This is a genomic window from Rhizobium sp. GN54, from assembly GCF_021026345.1.
Taxonomy (GTDB): Bacteria; Pseudomonadota; Alphaproteobacteria; order Rhizobiales; family Rhizobiaceae; genus Mycoplana.
The window spans coordinates 182,269-197,179 of the sequence record NZ_JAJNCZ010000004.1 but is presented as its reverse complement, the minus strand read 5'-3'; the positions used below and the strand labels follow the sequence as shown (position 1 = coordinate 197,179).

The 14,911-nt window shown below is 64.2% G+C and carries 13 protein-coding genes; 11 read left to right on the top strand and 2 right to left on the bottom strand.

Translation table 11 applies throughout. From position 1 onward, the window contains the following. The first annotated feature begins 413 nt into the window (after positions 1-413). Positions 414-1,580 carry a dihydrodipicolinate synthase family protein gene (locus LQK81_RS12995; RefSeq protein WP_230806761.1) on the top strand — a complete coding sequence of 389 codons (1,167 nt, stop codon included), beginning with the start codon at positions 414-416 and terminating at the stop codon, positions 1,578-1,580. A gap of 13 nt (positions 1,581-1,593) precedes the next feature. Here LQK81_RS12995 and LQK81_RS12990 read toward each other — a convergent pair whose 3' ends face one another. Then, positions 1,594-2,433 (bottom strand): pseudouridine synthase, encoded by an 840-nt coding sequence (locus LQK81_RS12990; RefSeq protein WP_442967124.1) that lies wholly within the window; start codon positions 2,431-2,433, stop codon positions 1,594-1,596. Positions 2,434-3,023: 590 nt separating this feature from the next. Between LQK81_RS12990 and LQK81_RS12985 the strand changes: the two genes are divergently transcribed. The 4 genes from LQK81_RS12985 (at position 3,024) to LQK81_RS12970 (ending at position 7,755) form a co-directional block, all read left to right on the top strand. Beyond that, the gene (locus LQK81_RS12985; protein ID WP_230807127.1) at positions 3,024-4,121 is read left to right on the top strand and encodes a carboxynorspermidine decarboxylase; all 1,098 of its coding nucleotides are present in this window, start codon (positions 3,024-3,026) and stop codon (positions 4,119-4,121) included. Between the two features lie 50 nt (positions 4,122-4,171). Beyond that, complete coding sequence (locus tag LQK81_RS12980) at positions 4,172-5,410, top strand: saccharopine dehydrogenase family protein (protein ID WP_230806760.1); 1,239 nt, start codon at positions 4,172-4,174, stop codon at positions 5,408-5,410. Positions 5,411-5,760: 350 nt separating this feature from the next. Continuing rightward, positions 5,761-6,315: a gluconokinase gene (locus LQK81_RS12975; RefSeq protein WP_230806758.1), complete on the top strand. Its 555-nt coding sequence runs from the start codon at positions 5,761-5,763 to the stop codon at positions 6,313-6,315. A gap of 60 nt (positions 6,316-6,375) precedes the next feature. Further along, a complete protein-coding gene (locus LQK81_RS12970) occupies positions 6,376-7,755 on the top strand; it encodes a GntP family permease (RefSeq protein ID WP_230806756.1) in 1,380 nt (459 codons plus the stop codon). A gap of 201 nt (positions 7,756-7,956) precedes the next feature. Here LQK81_RS12970 and LQK81_RS12965 read toward each other — a convergent pair whose 3' ends face one another. Beyond that, positions 7,957-8,679 (bottom strand): GntR family transcriptional regulator, encoded by a 723-nt coding sequence (locus tag LQK81_RS12965; RefSeq protein ID WP_230806755.1) that lies wholly within the window; start codon positions 8,677-8,679, stop codon positions 7,957-7,959. 243 nt (positions 8,680-8,922) lie between these two features. On the opposite strand from LQK81_RS12965, the gene LQK81_RS12960 reads away from it, so the two are divergent. The 6 genes from LQK81_RS12960 (at position 8,923) to LQK81_RS12935 (ending at position 14,870) form a co-directional block, all read left to right on the top strand. Continuing rightward, positions 8,923-10,011, top strand: coding sequence for an ABC transporter ATP-binding protein (locus LQK81_RS12960; protein WP_230806753.1), 1,089 nt, complete (start codon positions 8,923-8,925; stop codon positions 10,009-10,011). Between the two features lie 55 nt (positions 10,012-10,066). Further along, on the top strand, positions 10,067-11,356 hold the full coding sequence (locus tag LQK81_RS12955) for an ABC transporter substrate-binding protein (RefSeq protein ID WP_230806751.1): 1,290 nt from the start codon (positions 10,067-10,069) through the stop codon (positions 11,354-11,356). A 154-nt stretch (positions 11,357-11,510) separates the two neighbouring features. Continuing rightward, the gene (locus tag LQK81_RS12950) at positions 11,511-12,422 is read left to right on the top strand and encodes an ABC transporter permease (protein ID WP_230806749.1); all 912 of its coding nucleotides are present in this window, start codon (positions 11,511-11,513) and stop codon (positions 12,420-12,422) included. Between the two features lies 1 nt (position 12,423). Further along, positions 12,424-13,242 (top strand): ABC transporter permease, encoded by an 819-nt coding sequence (locus tag LQK81_RS12945; protein WP_230806747.1) that lies wholly within the window; start codon positions 12,424-12,426, stop codon positions 13,240-13,242. A gap of 12 nt (positions 13,243-13,254) precedes the next feature. Continuing rightward, positions 13,255-14,001, top strand: coding sequence for an aspartate/glutamate racemase family protein (locus LQK81_RS12940; protein ID WP_230806746.1), 747 nt, complete (start codon positions 13,255-13,257; stop codon positions 13,999-14,001). Next, the gene (locus tag LQK81_RS12935; protein WP_230806744.1) at positions 13,998-14,870 is read left to right on the top strand and encodes a GNAT family N-acetyltransferase; all 873 of its coding nucleotides are present in this window, start codon (positions 13,998-14,000) and stop codon (positions 14,868-14,870) included. Before LQK81_RS12940 ends, LQK81_RS12935 begins: the two co-directional genes overlap by 4 nt. Positions 14,871-14,911: the final 41 nt, after the last annotated feature.

Genomic DNA, 14,911 nt, shown 5'->3' with positions numbered 1-14,911 from the left:
GGATCGTTCCAAAATAGTCAAGCATCATTTGCAACAGCATCCGCGGAACGAGACCCGTCAACCGAGCCTCGCCTTTCTGTGCATCGTGCGCGGCAGGACCTCGGCCCGGCCCGTGCGCCACACCCCGGCACCATCCTTCTTCTTATCCTGAGGATCCGCCAGCCCGTCCTCGATGCTCCCATAAACAAATAAAATAAAAGGGTTTTTCGGTGGACTCGACCCCTGACAGGCCTGAGGCTGACGCCAGCAAGGAAAGCCGCCCGCGCGTAGCGGGACCCCGGCACGTACATCCGACCATCCAGAGCCCGCATCCCGCCTGTCCGCCGCGTCCGGCCGCATCCGTCTTTCACCCCTGCTCTTGCAATTTGGATCGATCTAAATTAACAAGCCTCCAAACCGTGGAGGAGGTACTCATGTCGACAATCCATCTGCCGGGAGCGGACGGCACGATCGAACGCTATGTGCTTTCGGGCGCCCCGACCGAAAGGCCGGCGGATCCGCCCGTCTTCAACCGCATCGCCTATGCCGCCGCCCACGTCGTATCCGATCCCGTCCGCGACGCGCGCCCCTGGGAGGCGCCGGCGATCGATTGGGATGCCACGCTCGCCTTCCGGCATCACCTGTGGTCGCTCGGCTTCCGCATCGCCGAGGCGATGGACACCGCCCAGCGCGGGATGGGGCTCGACTGGGCCGGCGCGCAGGAACTCATTCGCCGAACTCTGGCCGAAGCCCGCACCGTTCCCGGCGCCGATCTTGCCTGCGGGGCGGGAACCGACCAGCTCGCGCCCGGCGACGCGAAGACGCTCGACGACGTCATCGCCGCCTACGAGGAACAGATCGGCTTCGTCGAGAAACACGGCGGCCGCGCCATCATGATGGCGAGCCGGGCGCTGGCCCGGGTCGCCCGGTCGCCCGACGACTACCGCGAGGTCTATGGCCGCCTCCTCGGCCAGGCGAAGGACAAGGTCGTGCTGCACTGGCTGGGCGCCATGTTCGACCCGCACCTGAAGGGCTACTGGGGCAGCGAGGATTTCAAAGGCGCGCTCTCGACCGTGCTGTCGATCATCGCCGACAACCGCGACAAGGTCGAAGGCATCAAGATCTCGCTGCTCGACAATGCCAGTGAAGTGGCGCTCCGCGAGCAACTGCCAGAGGGCGTGCTCTGCTTCACCGGCGACGACTTCAACTATGCGGAACTGATCGAGGGCGACGGACAGAGATATAGCCACGCCCTGCTCGGCATCTTCGATGCGGTCGCCCCGCAGGCCTCGAAGGCGCTGTCAGCCCTCGCTTCCGGCGACGTCGCCACCTTCCGCGCGGTGATCGAGCCGACCGTGCCGCTGTCGCGCAAGATCTTCGAGGCGCCGACGCAGTATTACAAGGCCGGCGTCGTCTTCCTCGCCTGGCTGAACGGCCACCAGTCGCATTTCACCATGCCGGCCGGCCTGCAATCGGCCCGCGGCATCGTCCACTATGCCGACATTTTCCGCCTTGCCGACAGTGCCCGCGTGCTGGACCGGCCGGATCTGGCGACAGAGCGGATGAAAAGCCTCCTGGCCGTGCACGGCATCGAGAGCTGACGGGACGGGGCCGTCAGCCTGCGCTATGTCCCTTGGCCGGGCGCTTCTCTTCCGCCCCGGCCACTGCCGGCCGAAGCCCGGCGCCCTCCCGCAGCGACCGGATCTCTTCGTCGCCCAGGAAACGCACAGCGCCCTTGGCAAGGTCGCCGAGAAGAACAGCGCCGATGGAAACCCGGACGAGCCGCAGGCACTCCATTCCGAGCGCCTCGAGCATGCGCCGGATCTGCCGGTTCTTGCCCTCGGTGAGTTCCACCTCGAGCCAGGCGTTCTTCTCCCCTGCCCGCAGCAGGCGCACGGCCGCCGCCGTCAGCACCCGATCGTCCGCGACGATCCCGGCCCTCATCCGCGCGAGCTCCGCCTCGCCCGGCGTGCCGGTCACCTGGACATGGTAGACCTTACGGACATCCTTGTCGGGATCGAGCAGGCGCTGCGCCAGTTGCGTGTCGTTGGTGAACAGCAGCAGTCCCTCGCTCGCCTTGTCGAGCCGGCCGATCGGGGCGACGAAGGGCAGATCAAGCCCCTCCAGGCAATCGAAGACGGTCTTGCGGCCCTCCGGATCATCGCGCGTGGTGACAAGGCCGCGCGGCTTGTTCAGCGCGAGATAGACCTTTTCCCGCGCCGCCAGCGGCCTGCCGTCGAGTTCGATCCGGTCGGAATTCATGTCGACCCAGGTATCGACCGCCGCAGTCACCTTCCCGTTGACCCGCACCCGCCCTTCCACGATGAAGGCCTCCGCCTGCTTTCGCGAGCAGATGCCGAGCTTGGAGAAGGCCCGCTGCAGCGTCACCTGGTCGACCTTGTCCGCTCCGGGTCCTCCGGAGGGTGGCTTTCGGGCGGGCGCCTTCCCGAGCACGGCTTTTCCAGAGACGGGCTTCCCCGACACGATTTTCCCGGCCGCCTTTTTGCCCGAGAGGGGCTTTCGCGGCTGGGCCTTTCTGGGCAGGGCTTTTCTGGGCAAGGCGACGCTCCGGGGCGTAGCTGTCGATCTTTGCGGGCCACAGCTGAGCGGGGCCGGCGTCTCGCTCGTCAGATAACATTCCGCTGCGATTTCGCAAGACCGGGATCGCGTCCCGTCCGGCAACGCACCGGCAGCCCCGTCCGCCTTGACTTCCCTGGCCGTGAAGCTAGATAGGCGCCATGCTGTCTTTGCTCTCTCGAACCAGTCTGGAGTTGTCGCGCCTCGGCGCGCGATTGTAGCCCGACCGTCACATTTGCGCGGTACACGGTCGGGACAGATCGTTCACCAGGCTCGCAGATGCCGAGAGACCACGATACCGCCCTCATTCCGACAGTCGGCCTTCCGGATCGATGATGACAATTCCCTGACACGGCGACCGCAAAGCCGTCCGTGCCGCGGACATGACGATGGTCCCGAAGTCCGAAGCCGGCTGCGCCCGCCGGCAGGCCGGACGCGCCGCTTCACCCACGAAAGACCCGACCCGCATGATCGAGACGCCCTACTACCTGATCGACAAGTCCAGCCTGCTCCGCAACATGGAGAAGATCGCGACCCTGCGCGAGCTGTCCGGTGCCAAGGCGCTGCTGGCGCTGAAATGCTTCGCCACCTGGTCGGTCTTCGACTTCATGCGCGACTACATGGATGGCACAACGTCGTCGTCGCTGAACGAGGTCCGCCTCGGCCACGAGCGCTTCGGCAAGGAAACCCATGCCTATTCGGTCGCCTATGCCGATTACGAGATCGAAGAGGTCGTCTCCCATGCGGACAAGATCATCTTCAATTCGATCGGCCAGCTCGAACGGTTTTCGGACAAGGCATCCGGCATCGTCCGCGGCCTGCGCCTCAATCCGCAGGTGAGTTCCTCCACCTTCGACCTGGCCGATCCCGCCCGCCCCTTCTCCCGGCTCGGCGAATGGGACGTGGCGAAGGTGGAGCGCGTCATGGACCGGGTCTCCGGCTTCATGATCCACAACAACTGCGAGAACGGCGATTTCGCCCTGTTCGACCGCATGCTGGGCACGATCGAGGAGCGGTTCGCGCCGCTCCTGAAGAAGGCCGAATGGGTCAGCCTCGGCGGCGGCATCCACTTCACCGGCGACAACTACCCGCTGGAGACGTTCGCCGAGCGACTGAAGCGCTTCTCCGGCGAATATGGCGTCCAGGTCTACCTGGAACCCGGCGAGGCCTCGATCACCCGCTCGACCACGCTGGAAGTCACCGTGCTCGACAAGCTTTACAACGGCAAGGACCTTGTCGTGGTGGACAGTTCCATCGAAGCGCACATGCTGGATCTTCTGATCTATCGTGAAAGCGCGAAGGTTCACCCCAACCAGGGACCGCATCGTTACATGGTCTGCGGCAAGTCCTGCCTGGCCGGCGACATCTTCGGCGAGTTCGATTTTCCGGACGAACTGAACGTCGGCGACCGCATCTCGATCCAGGACGCCGCCGGCTATACGATGGTCAAGAAAAACTGGTTTAACGGCGTGAAGATGCCGGCAATCGCCATCCGCGAACTGGATGGCAGCCTCAGGACGGTCCGTGAGTTCGACTACACGGACTACGAACAGAGCCTTTCCTGACACCCTCAGGAAGACTTTCTGACGATTGGACGCAAGGAGTTGGTCCCCAAATGAAGAAGAACGTACTCATCGTCGGCGCCGGCGGCGTCGCGCAGGTGGTCGCGCACAAATGCGCCCAGAACAACGACGTGCTCGGCGACATCCATATCGCCTCGCGCACCAAGGCGAAGTGCGATGCCATCATCGCCTCCGTCCGCGAGAAGAAGGCGATGAAAAAGGACGGCGTGCTCGAAGGTCACGCGCTCGATGCGCTCGACATCGAGGCCACCAAGGCGCTCATCCGCAAGACCGGTAGCCAGATCGTCATCAACGTCGGCACCGCCTTCCTCAACATGTCGGTGCTGCGCGCCTGCATGGATACCGGCGTCGCCTATATCGACACCGCCATCCACGAAGAGCCGAACAAGATCTGCGAGACCCCGCCGTGGTACGGAAACTATGAGTGGAAGCGCGCCGACGAGTGCAAGGAAAAGGGCATCACCGCGATTCTCGGCGCCGGCTTCGACCCCGGCGTCGTCAACGCCTATGCGCGTCTCGCCAAGGACGATTATCTCGACAAGGTCACCGACGTCGATATCGTCGACATCAATGCCGGCAGCCACGGCAAGTATTTTGCCACCAACTTCGACCCAGAAATCAACTTCCGCGAATTCACCGGCGTCGTCTATTCGTGGCAGGGCGGCGAATGGAACGTCAACAAGATGTTCGAGATCGGCAAGGACTACGACCTCCCGGTCGTCGGCACCCGCCGCGCCTATCTCTGCGGCCATGACGAAGTGCATTCGCTGGCAAAGAACATGGACGGCGCCGACGTGCGCTTCTGGATGGGCTTCGGCGATCACTACATCAACGTCTTCACCGTCCTGAAGAACATCGGCCTTCTCTCCGAGCAGCCGGTCAAGCTCGCCGACGGTTCCGAAGTCGTGCCGCTCAAGGTGGTCAAGGCCTGCCTGCCCGACCCGGCTTCGCTCGCCCCGGAATATGAGGGCAAGACCTGCATCGGCGACTTCGTCAAGGGCATCAAGGACGGCAAGGAGCGCGAGGTCTTCATCTATAACGTCGCCGACCACAAGGAAGCCTTTAACGAGGTCGGTTCGCAGGGCATCTCCTACACCGCCGGCGTCCCCCCGGTCGCCGCCGCCATGCTGGTCGCCACCGGCGAATGGGACGTGAAGCAGATGGCCAACGTCGAGGAACTGCCGCCCAAGCCCTTCCTCTCTGTCCTCGCCAGGATCGGCCTGTCCACCTGGATCCGCGAAAACGGCCAGGAACGCCCGCTGTTCGAATAGGGAGCGGCCACAGCCCTGCCGTCCATCGACCGGAAAACGACCCGCTATCCTGTGGCGGGTCGTCGTCCGCTGAACGCCCTGTCGCGCGCTTTCGCTTGCAGATTATGGCGAACGCGCTGCATGAAGCCTTGACGTTTCGCACGACGGGCACAGGTGTTTTGCACCGATCTCGGCCACGACAACCGGCGAGGCACGAACGATCCGGCAGACTTCAGATACCCATGCTTCAGAAAAAGCAATGAAATCAAAGGCGGCACAGACAGCGGGACGACACATTCCTTTTACTGGATGGACCGGCTTTTTGATGCGAATTGATCTTCAGACGTTTACTACCCTGAACGGGCACTCGAGTGGAATTTATTGGAATGATTGAAACTACCAAGGATAAACCCATCGCCCTGATCGTCATGGGGCCCTCCAGCATCGGCAAAACCACGACGGCCGAACTCCTGTCACAGAAGCTCGGATGGGAATGTGCGGAAGGAGACACCTTCCACCCGCCCGAAAACATCGAGAAGATGTCGGCGGGCATTCCCCTTGACGACGCCGATCGCCAGCCCTGGCTCAAGAAGATCCGGGACTGGATCAGCGAGAAGGCGGATGCAGGCAGCAATGTCGTCCTGACATGTTCGGCTTTGAAACGCAGCTATCGTGAGATCTTGAACGGTGCGCGGGCGGACGTGCGCTTCGTCGAACTCGTCGCAGACAAGAAGCTCGTGGCAGAGCGGATGGCCCGGCGAAAAGGCCATTTCATGCCGCCGTCCCTTCTTGATTCGCAGTTCGCCACGCTCGAGGACCTGCAGGAGGACGAAAATGGCGTCAAGATCACCGTCGACGCGCCTCCCGAGACGGTGGTCGATCGCGCCCTCACCGGGCTGAACCTGAATTCTCATATCAAACAATAGATTTAGAGGACGCGTTTTCCGGAACGATCGGAATCGGGGACGCGTGCAAGGAGTAGTTAAGTGCCAGAATTCGAACAGACACTGGGCGCAGGAGCGCTTATATCCATAGCGGTCGGCGCCGTTGCGCTGCTGCTGTTGCTGATCATCCAGTTTCGCATCCATGCCTTTGTCGCTCTCATCGTTGTCAGCGTCCTGACGGCGATCGTGGCCGGCATTCCGGCAGGCAATATCCTGACGACCCTCACCTCATCCTTCGGGTCGACGCTGGGCGGGGTCGCCCTCCTGGTCGGTCTCGGCGCGATGCTCGGGCGCATGCTCGAAGTGTCGGGCGGTGCACAGGCGCTTGCGGACGATCTCGTGAGACGCTTTGGCGAGAAGCGGGCTCCGATGGCGCTGGGCATCGCATCCCTGATCTTCGGATTCCCGATCTTCTTCGATGCCGGACTCGTGGTGATGCTGCCCGTGGTCTTCACGGTTGCGCGCCGCCTGGGCGGCAGCCTCCTGCTCTACGGTATCCCGGTCGCCACGGCGTTTTCCGTCATGCACGTCTTCGTGCCGCCGCATCCGGGGCCTGTTGCCGCGGCCGAGCTTCTGGGGGCCGATGCGGGCCTCCTGATCCTGGTCGGCCTCATGGTCGCCATACCGACCTGGGTCGTGGCGGGCCATCTGTTCGGCGCATGGATCGGCAAGCGCATCCTGCTGCCGGTGCCGGACATTCTTGCGACCGACAAATCCGCAGGTGAAGACGCTAATCCGCCGGCTCCGGGCCTGGTGGTTGCCCTCCTGCTGCTGCCGCTGTTTCTCATCTTCATCAATACGGGTCTCGACTTCGCCCGCGCACAGGGATGGGTCGACAGCAATGCCACCTGGTTCCAGCTTGCACGCACGATCGGCGCTACGCCCATCGCCCTTCTGATTTCGGTCCTTGTCGCCGGCTATGTGCTGGGCCCAAGGCGCGGAAGGGACGCCGTCAAGGTCGAGCGCATCCTCGATTCGGCTCTCGGACCCGTTTGCTCCATCATCCTGATCACCGGCGCCGGCGGCATGTTCGGGGGCGTCCTGCGCGCCTCCGGCATCGGAAACGCGCTGTCGGATGCGCTTTCGGATATCGGCCTGCCCGTGTTCGTTGCAGGCTTCCTCATCGCGACCGCGCTGAGGGTCGCGCAAGGCTCGGCGACAGTGGCGCTCATAACCGCCGCCGGGCTCGTGCAACCCGCCGTGCAGGCTGCAGGCTACGAAGGGTTCCAGCTTTCGGCCGTCGTGCTGGCGCTGGCCGCAGGGTCGGTGATGTTGTCCCACGTCAACGACTCCGGCTTCTGGCTGGTCGGCCGCTTCTTCAACATGGACGTCAAGACCACGTTCAAGACTTGGACCGTCATGCAGACGCTGGTCGGCCTCGTGGGCTTCGCGCTGTCGGGCCTTATCTTCTGGCTTGCCTAGTTCCCCGGTTGGTCCCGCCTTCAACTGGCGGCCCGTTCCGGGGAGATCGTGGCGCCCGAACCTGACGAGAGATCAGATCCAGGTCGCCACTCTGATACGCTTCTGCGTCGACAGCCTTAGGCTGTCGACGCACCCTGCCGTAGCAAGCCGATGACGGACAGGCCATTGCAGGAAGGACGGCGCCGGCATCGAACTGTTGAATTAGAGCGCCAGCGCGTCCTTGAGCGTCAGCCCTTCCTTCGTCCGCAAGTCCAGGTCAGCCTCGATGTGATCGATGTGGCGGAGCATCAGAGCCTGGGCGCGCGGCACGTCACGGGTTTCGACGGCGACGAGCAGATCGGCATGGTCGTTGTGCCCGCAACTGGACGCGCCCGAACGGCCGTAGAGAGAAATCACCAGCGACGAGCGGGCGACGAGTTCGTCCATGAACTTCTGCAGGATCGCGTTGCCTGCTACGGCGGCGAGCATCAGATGAAAGTCGCCGGACGCCTTGATCTCGGCCCGCCGGGCGGCAGCGCCTCGCTCCTGCTTGTGGCGCGTTTCCTCATCGAGATGCGCACGGAAGGCCCTGATATCGGCCGGCGTCACCCGTTCGATCACCGCTGCGATGATGCCCGGCTCGATCAGGCGGCGCGAGGCGAAGACCTGCAGAGCCTCCTCCGGCGTCGGGTCGGAGACGAAGGCGCCACGGTTGCGCTCGACCTTCACTAGCCCCTCGAAGGCCAGCATCTGCAGCGCGGCGCGGGCTACCGTCCGGCTGACGTCGAACAGCGTGCCGACCTCTGCCTCGGAAAGCTTGGTGCCCGGCGCAAGCCGCCGGTCGACGATGGCGTCCCTCAGCGAATCGCGGATGGATTGCGCCCGGTCCTCCGGGTTCGGATCGAACGGCGCGCGTCCCTCGGCAATCGGCAGTGACTTGTCCATGCCTCTTTCTAACGCCGTCGCTGCTGCGAGTGAATAGCCGCGTGCCGGATTTCAGAAATGTTTTGCATCCAATCCAGCTTCAGGATTGAACGCAATATCTGTTTTTTGTGCATACATCGTTGCGATGCGGCACAAACGTTCGGCAGCCGAAAATAAAATTGCACGATTCCAAAGCCTTGGCCGGGCACGCAAAAAATTGGCACGCCTCCTGCATCGGCAAGATCGACTCAGAGGAGCTGCCGCGTGACCAAAGCCGCCGAAATCGACATCGCCTCCGTCTCCAAGATCTATGGCCAGGCGACTGCCGTCCATGCGATCAGCCTGAAGATCCCCGCCGGGACCTATTGCTGCCTGCTCGGGCCTTCCGGTTGCGGCAAGACCTCGACCCTGCGCATGATCGCCGGCCATGAAACCGTCTCCGACGGCGATATCAGGCTCGGCAACACGGTCATTACCAACCTGCCTGCGGCAAGGCGCGGCACGGCGATGATGTTCCAGTCCTACGCGCTCTTTCCCCACCTCGACCTCATCGACAACGTCGCCTTCAGCCTGAAGATGAAGGGCGTGGACAAGGACGAGCGGCGCCGGAAGGCGCTCGACATGCTGCGGCTGATGCAGCTCGAGGCCTATGCGACGCGCCGTCCCGCCCAGCTTTCCGGCGGCCAGCAGCAACGGGTGGCGCTTGCCCGCGCGCTGATCACCGATCCCGAAGCGCTGCTCCTCGATGAGCCGCTGTCGGCCCTCGACCCCTTCCTGAAGATCCGCATGCGCGCGGAACTGAAGCGCCTGCAGACCTCGCTCGGCATCACCTTCGTGCATGTTACCCATAGCCAGGAAGAAGCGATGGCGCTCGCCGACCTGATCGTCGTGATGAACGACGGGCGGATTGAGCAGGCGGCGGCGCCCCGCGTGGTGTTCGAGCGGCCGGCCACCGCCTTCGTGGCGCGCTTCATGGGCGACCACAACGTGATCTCCGGGCGGGCGGCAACAGCCGCGAACGGCATCGTCACACTGGATGTCGTCAATGGCGGGCAGTTCACGGCCCAGGGCGCCCCGGTCGCGGCGGGCCAGCCGGTCGACATCGCCGTGCGGACAGACCGCGTCCGCATCGCGCCGACCGACGTCCCCGGCCTCGGCTTCACCGGCATCGTCTCCAACATCGAATACCGCGGCTCGACGGTGAAGCTCAGCATCGACGGTGCCGGCGTCGAGGATTTCACCGTCATCCTCGACGACACGGCCTTCTTCGAACGGACGACCAAGGTCGGCGATGCCGTGCCGCTTTCCTGGGGGGCAGCGGACGCGACCGTGCTCGGACGCATCCCGAAATGACCGCCGGCCACCCGGCGGACCCGACAATCACAAAGCAAAAATAGGAGAACAGCCAATGACCAAGACGACTTCCGCAAAGACGGGCATCAACCGCCGCTCACTCCTGAAGACGGGAGCCGCCGCCGCCGGCCTCGTCGCCGGCTCCGGCGCCATCACGGGCTTTCCGACCATCTGGGCGCAGAACCCGATCACGCTGCGACAGTTCGGAACCGGCGTGTCGAACATCAATGCGGTTGCAGAAAAGTGCAAGGAAGACCTGGGCATCACGCTGGAGATGACGGCCATGGACTCCGACGCCGCCGCCCAGCGCGCGGTCACCCAGCCGAATTCCTACGACATCGCCGACATCGAATACTGGATCCTCAAGAAGGTCTATCCGAGCGGCGTGATCCAGCCGATGGAGACGTCGAAGCTGAAATTCTACGACAAGGTCGTGCCGCTGTTCAAAAACGGCAAACTCCTGCCCGACAGCGTGATCGCGCAAGGCACCGCACCCCACACCGTCGGCTATGTCGACAGCAAGGACGCCAAGACGTTCTCCACGAGCGAGACCGAATTCTTCACGATGATGCCGACCATCTACAATGCCGACACGCTCGGCATCCGCCCAGACCTCGTCGGCCGCGAGATCACCACCTGGGCCGACATCATGGACCCGGCCTTCAAGGGCAAGACCTCGATCCTCAACATCCCCTCCATCGGCATCATGGATGCGGCAATGATCATGGAGGCGCTCGGCAACATCAAATATACCGACAAGGGCAACATGACCAAGGAAGAGATCGACGCCACGATCGACTTCCTCATCAAGGCCAAGCAGGACGGCCAGTTTCGCGCCTTCTGGAAGTCCTTCGACGAGTCGGTCAACCTGATGGCGTCCGGCGAAGTCGTCATCCAGTCCATGTGGTCGCCGGCCGTCGCTGCCGTGCGTTCGCGCGGGATCTCCTGCAAGTACCAGCCGCTGAAGGAAGGATACCGCTCCTGGGGCGGCGGCCTCGGCCTCGCCTCGCACCTTTCCGGCGCCCAGCTCGATGCGGCCTACGAATACATCAACTGGTACACCTCCGGTTGGGTCGGCGGCTACCTGAACCGCCAGGGCTACTACTCGGCCTGCATGGAAACCGCCAAGGAATACATGTCCGCCGACGAATGGGGTTACTGGATCGAGGGCAAGCCGGCGCAGGGCGACATCCTCTCGCCGGAAGGCAAGGTGATGGAGAAGGCCGGCGCCGTCCGCGACGGCGGCTCGTTCGAGGAGCGCATGGGCAGGGTCGCCTGCTGGAACTCGGTCATGGACGAGGACCGCTACATGGTCCGCCGCTGGAACGAATTCATCGCGGCCTGAGGGTCGGCAAGTGCCGCTGCCCCTCGTGAACGGCGAGCGGGACGTGCCCGGCCGGAGACGTTGGGCGGTCGGCGGTTGCCACGCATTTCCTTCTCCCCGTTTGCGGGGAGAAGGTGCCCGGCAGGGCGGATGAGGGCCAACCAGGGAAGCGACAATGGCTACCATGACATCCACCGAAACGGACAAGCCACAGAGAGCAAGGAGCGAGGGCTTCCGCTTTCCACCGACATTTGCCGCCTACCTGCAGGCGTTGCCGCTCTTTCTGATCCTCGGCGCCTTCCTGCTGCTGCCGTTGCTGCTCATCGCCGTCGTCAGCTTCTGGGACTACGACTTCGCGGCCATGTACCCCGATTTCGTCACCTTCAATTATACCGAGACGCTCGGATCCTGGGTGACGTGGCAGACCTATCTCAACACGCTCAAGTTCGCCGTCATCGTCTGGCTGATCACGCTCTTCGTCGGCTTCTGGGTCGCCTATTTTCTGGCGTTCCACGTCCGCACCTCCTCCATGCAGATGGTGCTGTTCCTCATTTGCACCGTTCCGTTCCTGACGTCGAACATCATCCGCATGATCTCGTGGATCCCGGTTCTCGGACGCAACGGCCTGGTCAACTCGGCACTGGTCGAGGCCGGCCTGGTCTCCGCGCCGGTCGAATGGCTGCTCTATTCCGACTTCGCCGTCGTTCTCGCCATGGTGCATCTCTACACGCTGTTCATGGTCACGCCGATCTTCAACACGCTGATGCGCATCGACCGCGCGCTGGTGGAAGCCGCCCGCGATGCCGGCGCGTCAAGCTTCCAGGTGCTGATCAACGTCATCCTGCCGCTCGCCAAGCCCGGCATGGCCATCGGCACCATCTTCGTGGTCACGCTGGTGATGGCCGACTTCTCGACCGTACAGGTCATGTCGGGCGGCCAGAGCGCCTCGGTGGCGCTGATGATGAAGAACCAGATGTCGCTTCTGCAGTATCCGGCAGCCGCCGCCAATGCGGTCGTGTTGCTCGTCCTCGTCCTGATGATGGTGGCGGGCATCCTGCGCATCGTCGATATCCGCAAGGAGCTCTGACATGCACAGGGAACCCCGCAGCCGCGAGTTCTACGTCCTGGCCATCTTCTTCGCGCTCTTCGTCGTCTTCCTCTACGGGCCGCTGTCGGCTATCATCATCCTGTCCTTCCAGGGGCCGAACGGTGGCCTGACCTTCCCGCTCAACGGCGTGTCGCTACACTGGTTCGCCAATCTGATGCAGACACAGGCCGTCGGCGATTTCGGCGGCAGCTTCCGCCGCTCGCTGGCGCTCGGGCTGTCGGTAATGGTGGTTACCGTGCTGGTGTCGCTGCTCGCGGGCCTCGCCTTCCGCCGCAGGTTCCTCGGCGCCACCCCGCTCTTCTATCTCTCCGTCGCAAGTCTCGTCGTTCCCTCCATCATCGTCTCGCTCGGCATCGGTGTCCTGTTCCAGCAACTCGGCATCCAGCCGGCGTGGTACTCGTCCGCCTTCGGCGCCCAACTGACCTGGACGCTACCCTTCGGTGTGCTGATCATGTTCGCCGTGTTCAACCGCTTCTCGCCGGCCTACGAGGAGGCGGCGCGCGATCTCGGCGCCAGTTCGTGGCAGACCTTCCTGCATGTCGTCCTGCCGATGATCGCCCCCAGCCTGATCGGCGTCGGCCTGTTCGGCTTCTCGCTCTCCTATGACGAGTTCGCCCGCACGCTGATGACGGCCGGCACCTACAACACGCTGCCGCTCGAGATCTACGCCATGACCACTAACGTCACGACGCCGGTGCTCTATGCGCTCGGCACGGTGACGACGCTGTTTTCGTTCCTCGTGATCGCCGTCACCGTCGGCGCGATCTTCTATCTGAACCGGCGCCGCACGCGCGCTTGAGGCTTTTTCGAAATGCGCATTGCAGTCATCAATCCCAACACCACCCCGTCGATGACGGAGACGATCGCCGACGCGGCCCGGCGCGCGGCCGCCTCGGGCACCGAGATCGTGGCCGTGACCTCTTCGATGGGACCGGCGTCGATCGAGGGCTACTACGACGAGGCGCTGGCCGTGCCCGGCCTGCTCCTGGAACTGGCAAGGGCTGAGCGCGAAGGCGCGGATGCCGCGATCATCGCCTGTTTCGACGACACCGGGCTGGACGCCTGCCGCGCGCTCGCTGCCATTCCCGTGCTCGGCATCTGCGAGGCGGCGCTTGCCGCGACCTCCTTCATCGCCCGCCGCTTCACCATCGTCACGACCATGGAACGTTCGCGCCTGCCGGTGGCCGATCTCGTTCATCGCTACGGCATGGCCGCGCGTTGCAACGTCCGCGCCGCCGACATCCCGGTCCTGTCGCTAGAGAACCCGCAATCGAACGCCCGCGATCGCCTGCGCAGCGAGATCGACGCAGCGCTGCGCGAAGACCGGACGGAGGCGATCGTGTTGGGTTGCGCCGGCATGGCCGACCTGACGGCGGCGCTCAGGGCCGAGTTCGGCGTCCCGGTCGTCGACGGCGTCGCAGCCGCGGTCAAGCAGGCCGAGGCGCTGGTGGCGCTCGGCCTGCGTACCGCCAAGCGCGGCCCCTACGCCACGCCGGTCGCCAAGCCCCATCGCGGCGCCCTTGAAATCTTCTCCCCGCAGGCCATCCTGTCGGCATGAACGACGATGCATCCAAAATCCGGACGCTGACGCCGGCCGAAACCGGAATGTTGCTCGGCTGGGCCGCCGGCGAAGGCTGGAACCCGGGCATTGCCGACGCGCCTGCCTTCCACGCCACGGACCCGGCAGGCTTCATCGGCGCTTTTGTCGACGGCGCCATGGTCGCCGGTATCTCGGCCGTTGCCTATGGCGAAGACTTTGGCTTCATCGGCCTCTATATCTGCCGTCCGGATTGCCGAGGCCGCGGCTATGGAAGACTGGTGTGGAACGCGGGCATGCGCCGTCTCGAAGGCCGCACGATCGGCCTCGACGGCGTGCCCGAGCAGCAGGCGAACTATACGAGGATGGGCTTTTGCTCCCTCTACCGGACCTGGCGCTGGAGCGGCCGCCCCGGCCCGGTACAAGCGACGAGATGGGCAACGACATCGGGCGGAAACGTCCGCGACATAGTCCCGCCGCAGCCTGAACTCGCCCCGGCGATCGAAACCTTCGACCGTCGCTTCTTCCCCGCTCCTCGCCCCGCCTTCCTGGCCCGCTGGCTGGAGAGCCCGCGGATCGCCCGCGTGCTTGTGCGCGACGGTATCGTGCGCGGCTACGGCGTCGCGCGGCGTTGCGGCGACGGCTTCAAGATCGGGCCGCTCTTCGCCGAAGACGCGCAGGGGGCAAGCACGCTCCTGTCGGCCCTCACCGCCGAATGCGGCGACGCGACGATCCATCTCGACGTTCCGGAAACGGCCGAGCACTTCTCCGGCATGCTCGCCGACGGCGGCCTGCAAAGGGGCTTCGTCACGGCCCGCATGTACCGCGGCACACCTCCCGCGGTGGAGACCTCCGGCGTCTTCGCCGTCACCACGCTTGAGCTGGGTTGAACGCGGGTGGAGTGCGCCTCGATCAAGGCAGGCGCGTTATA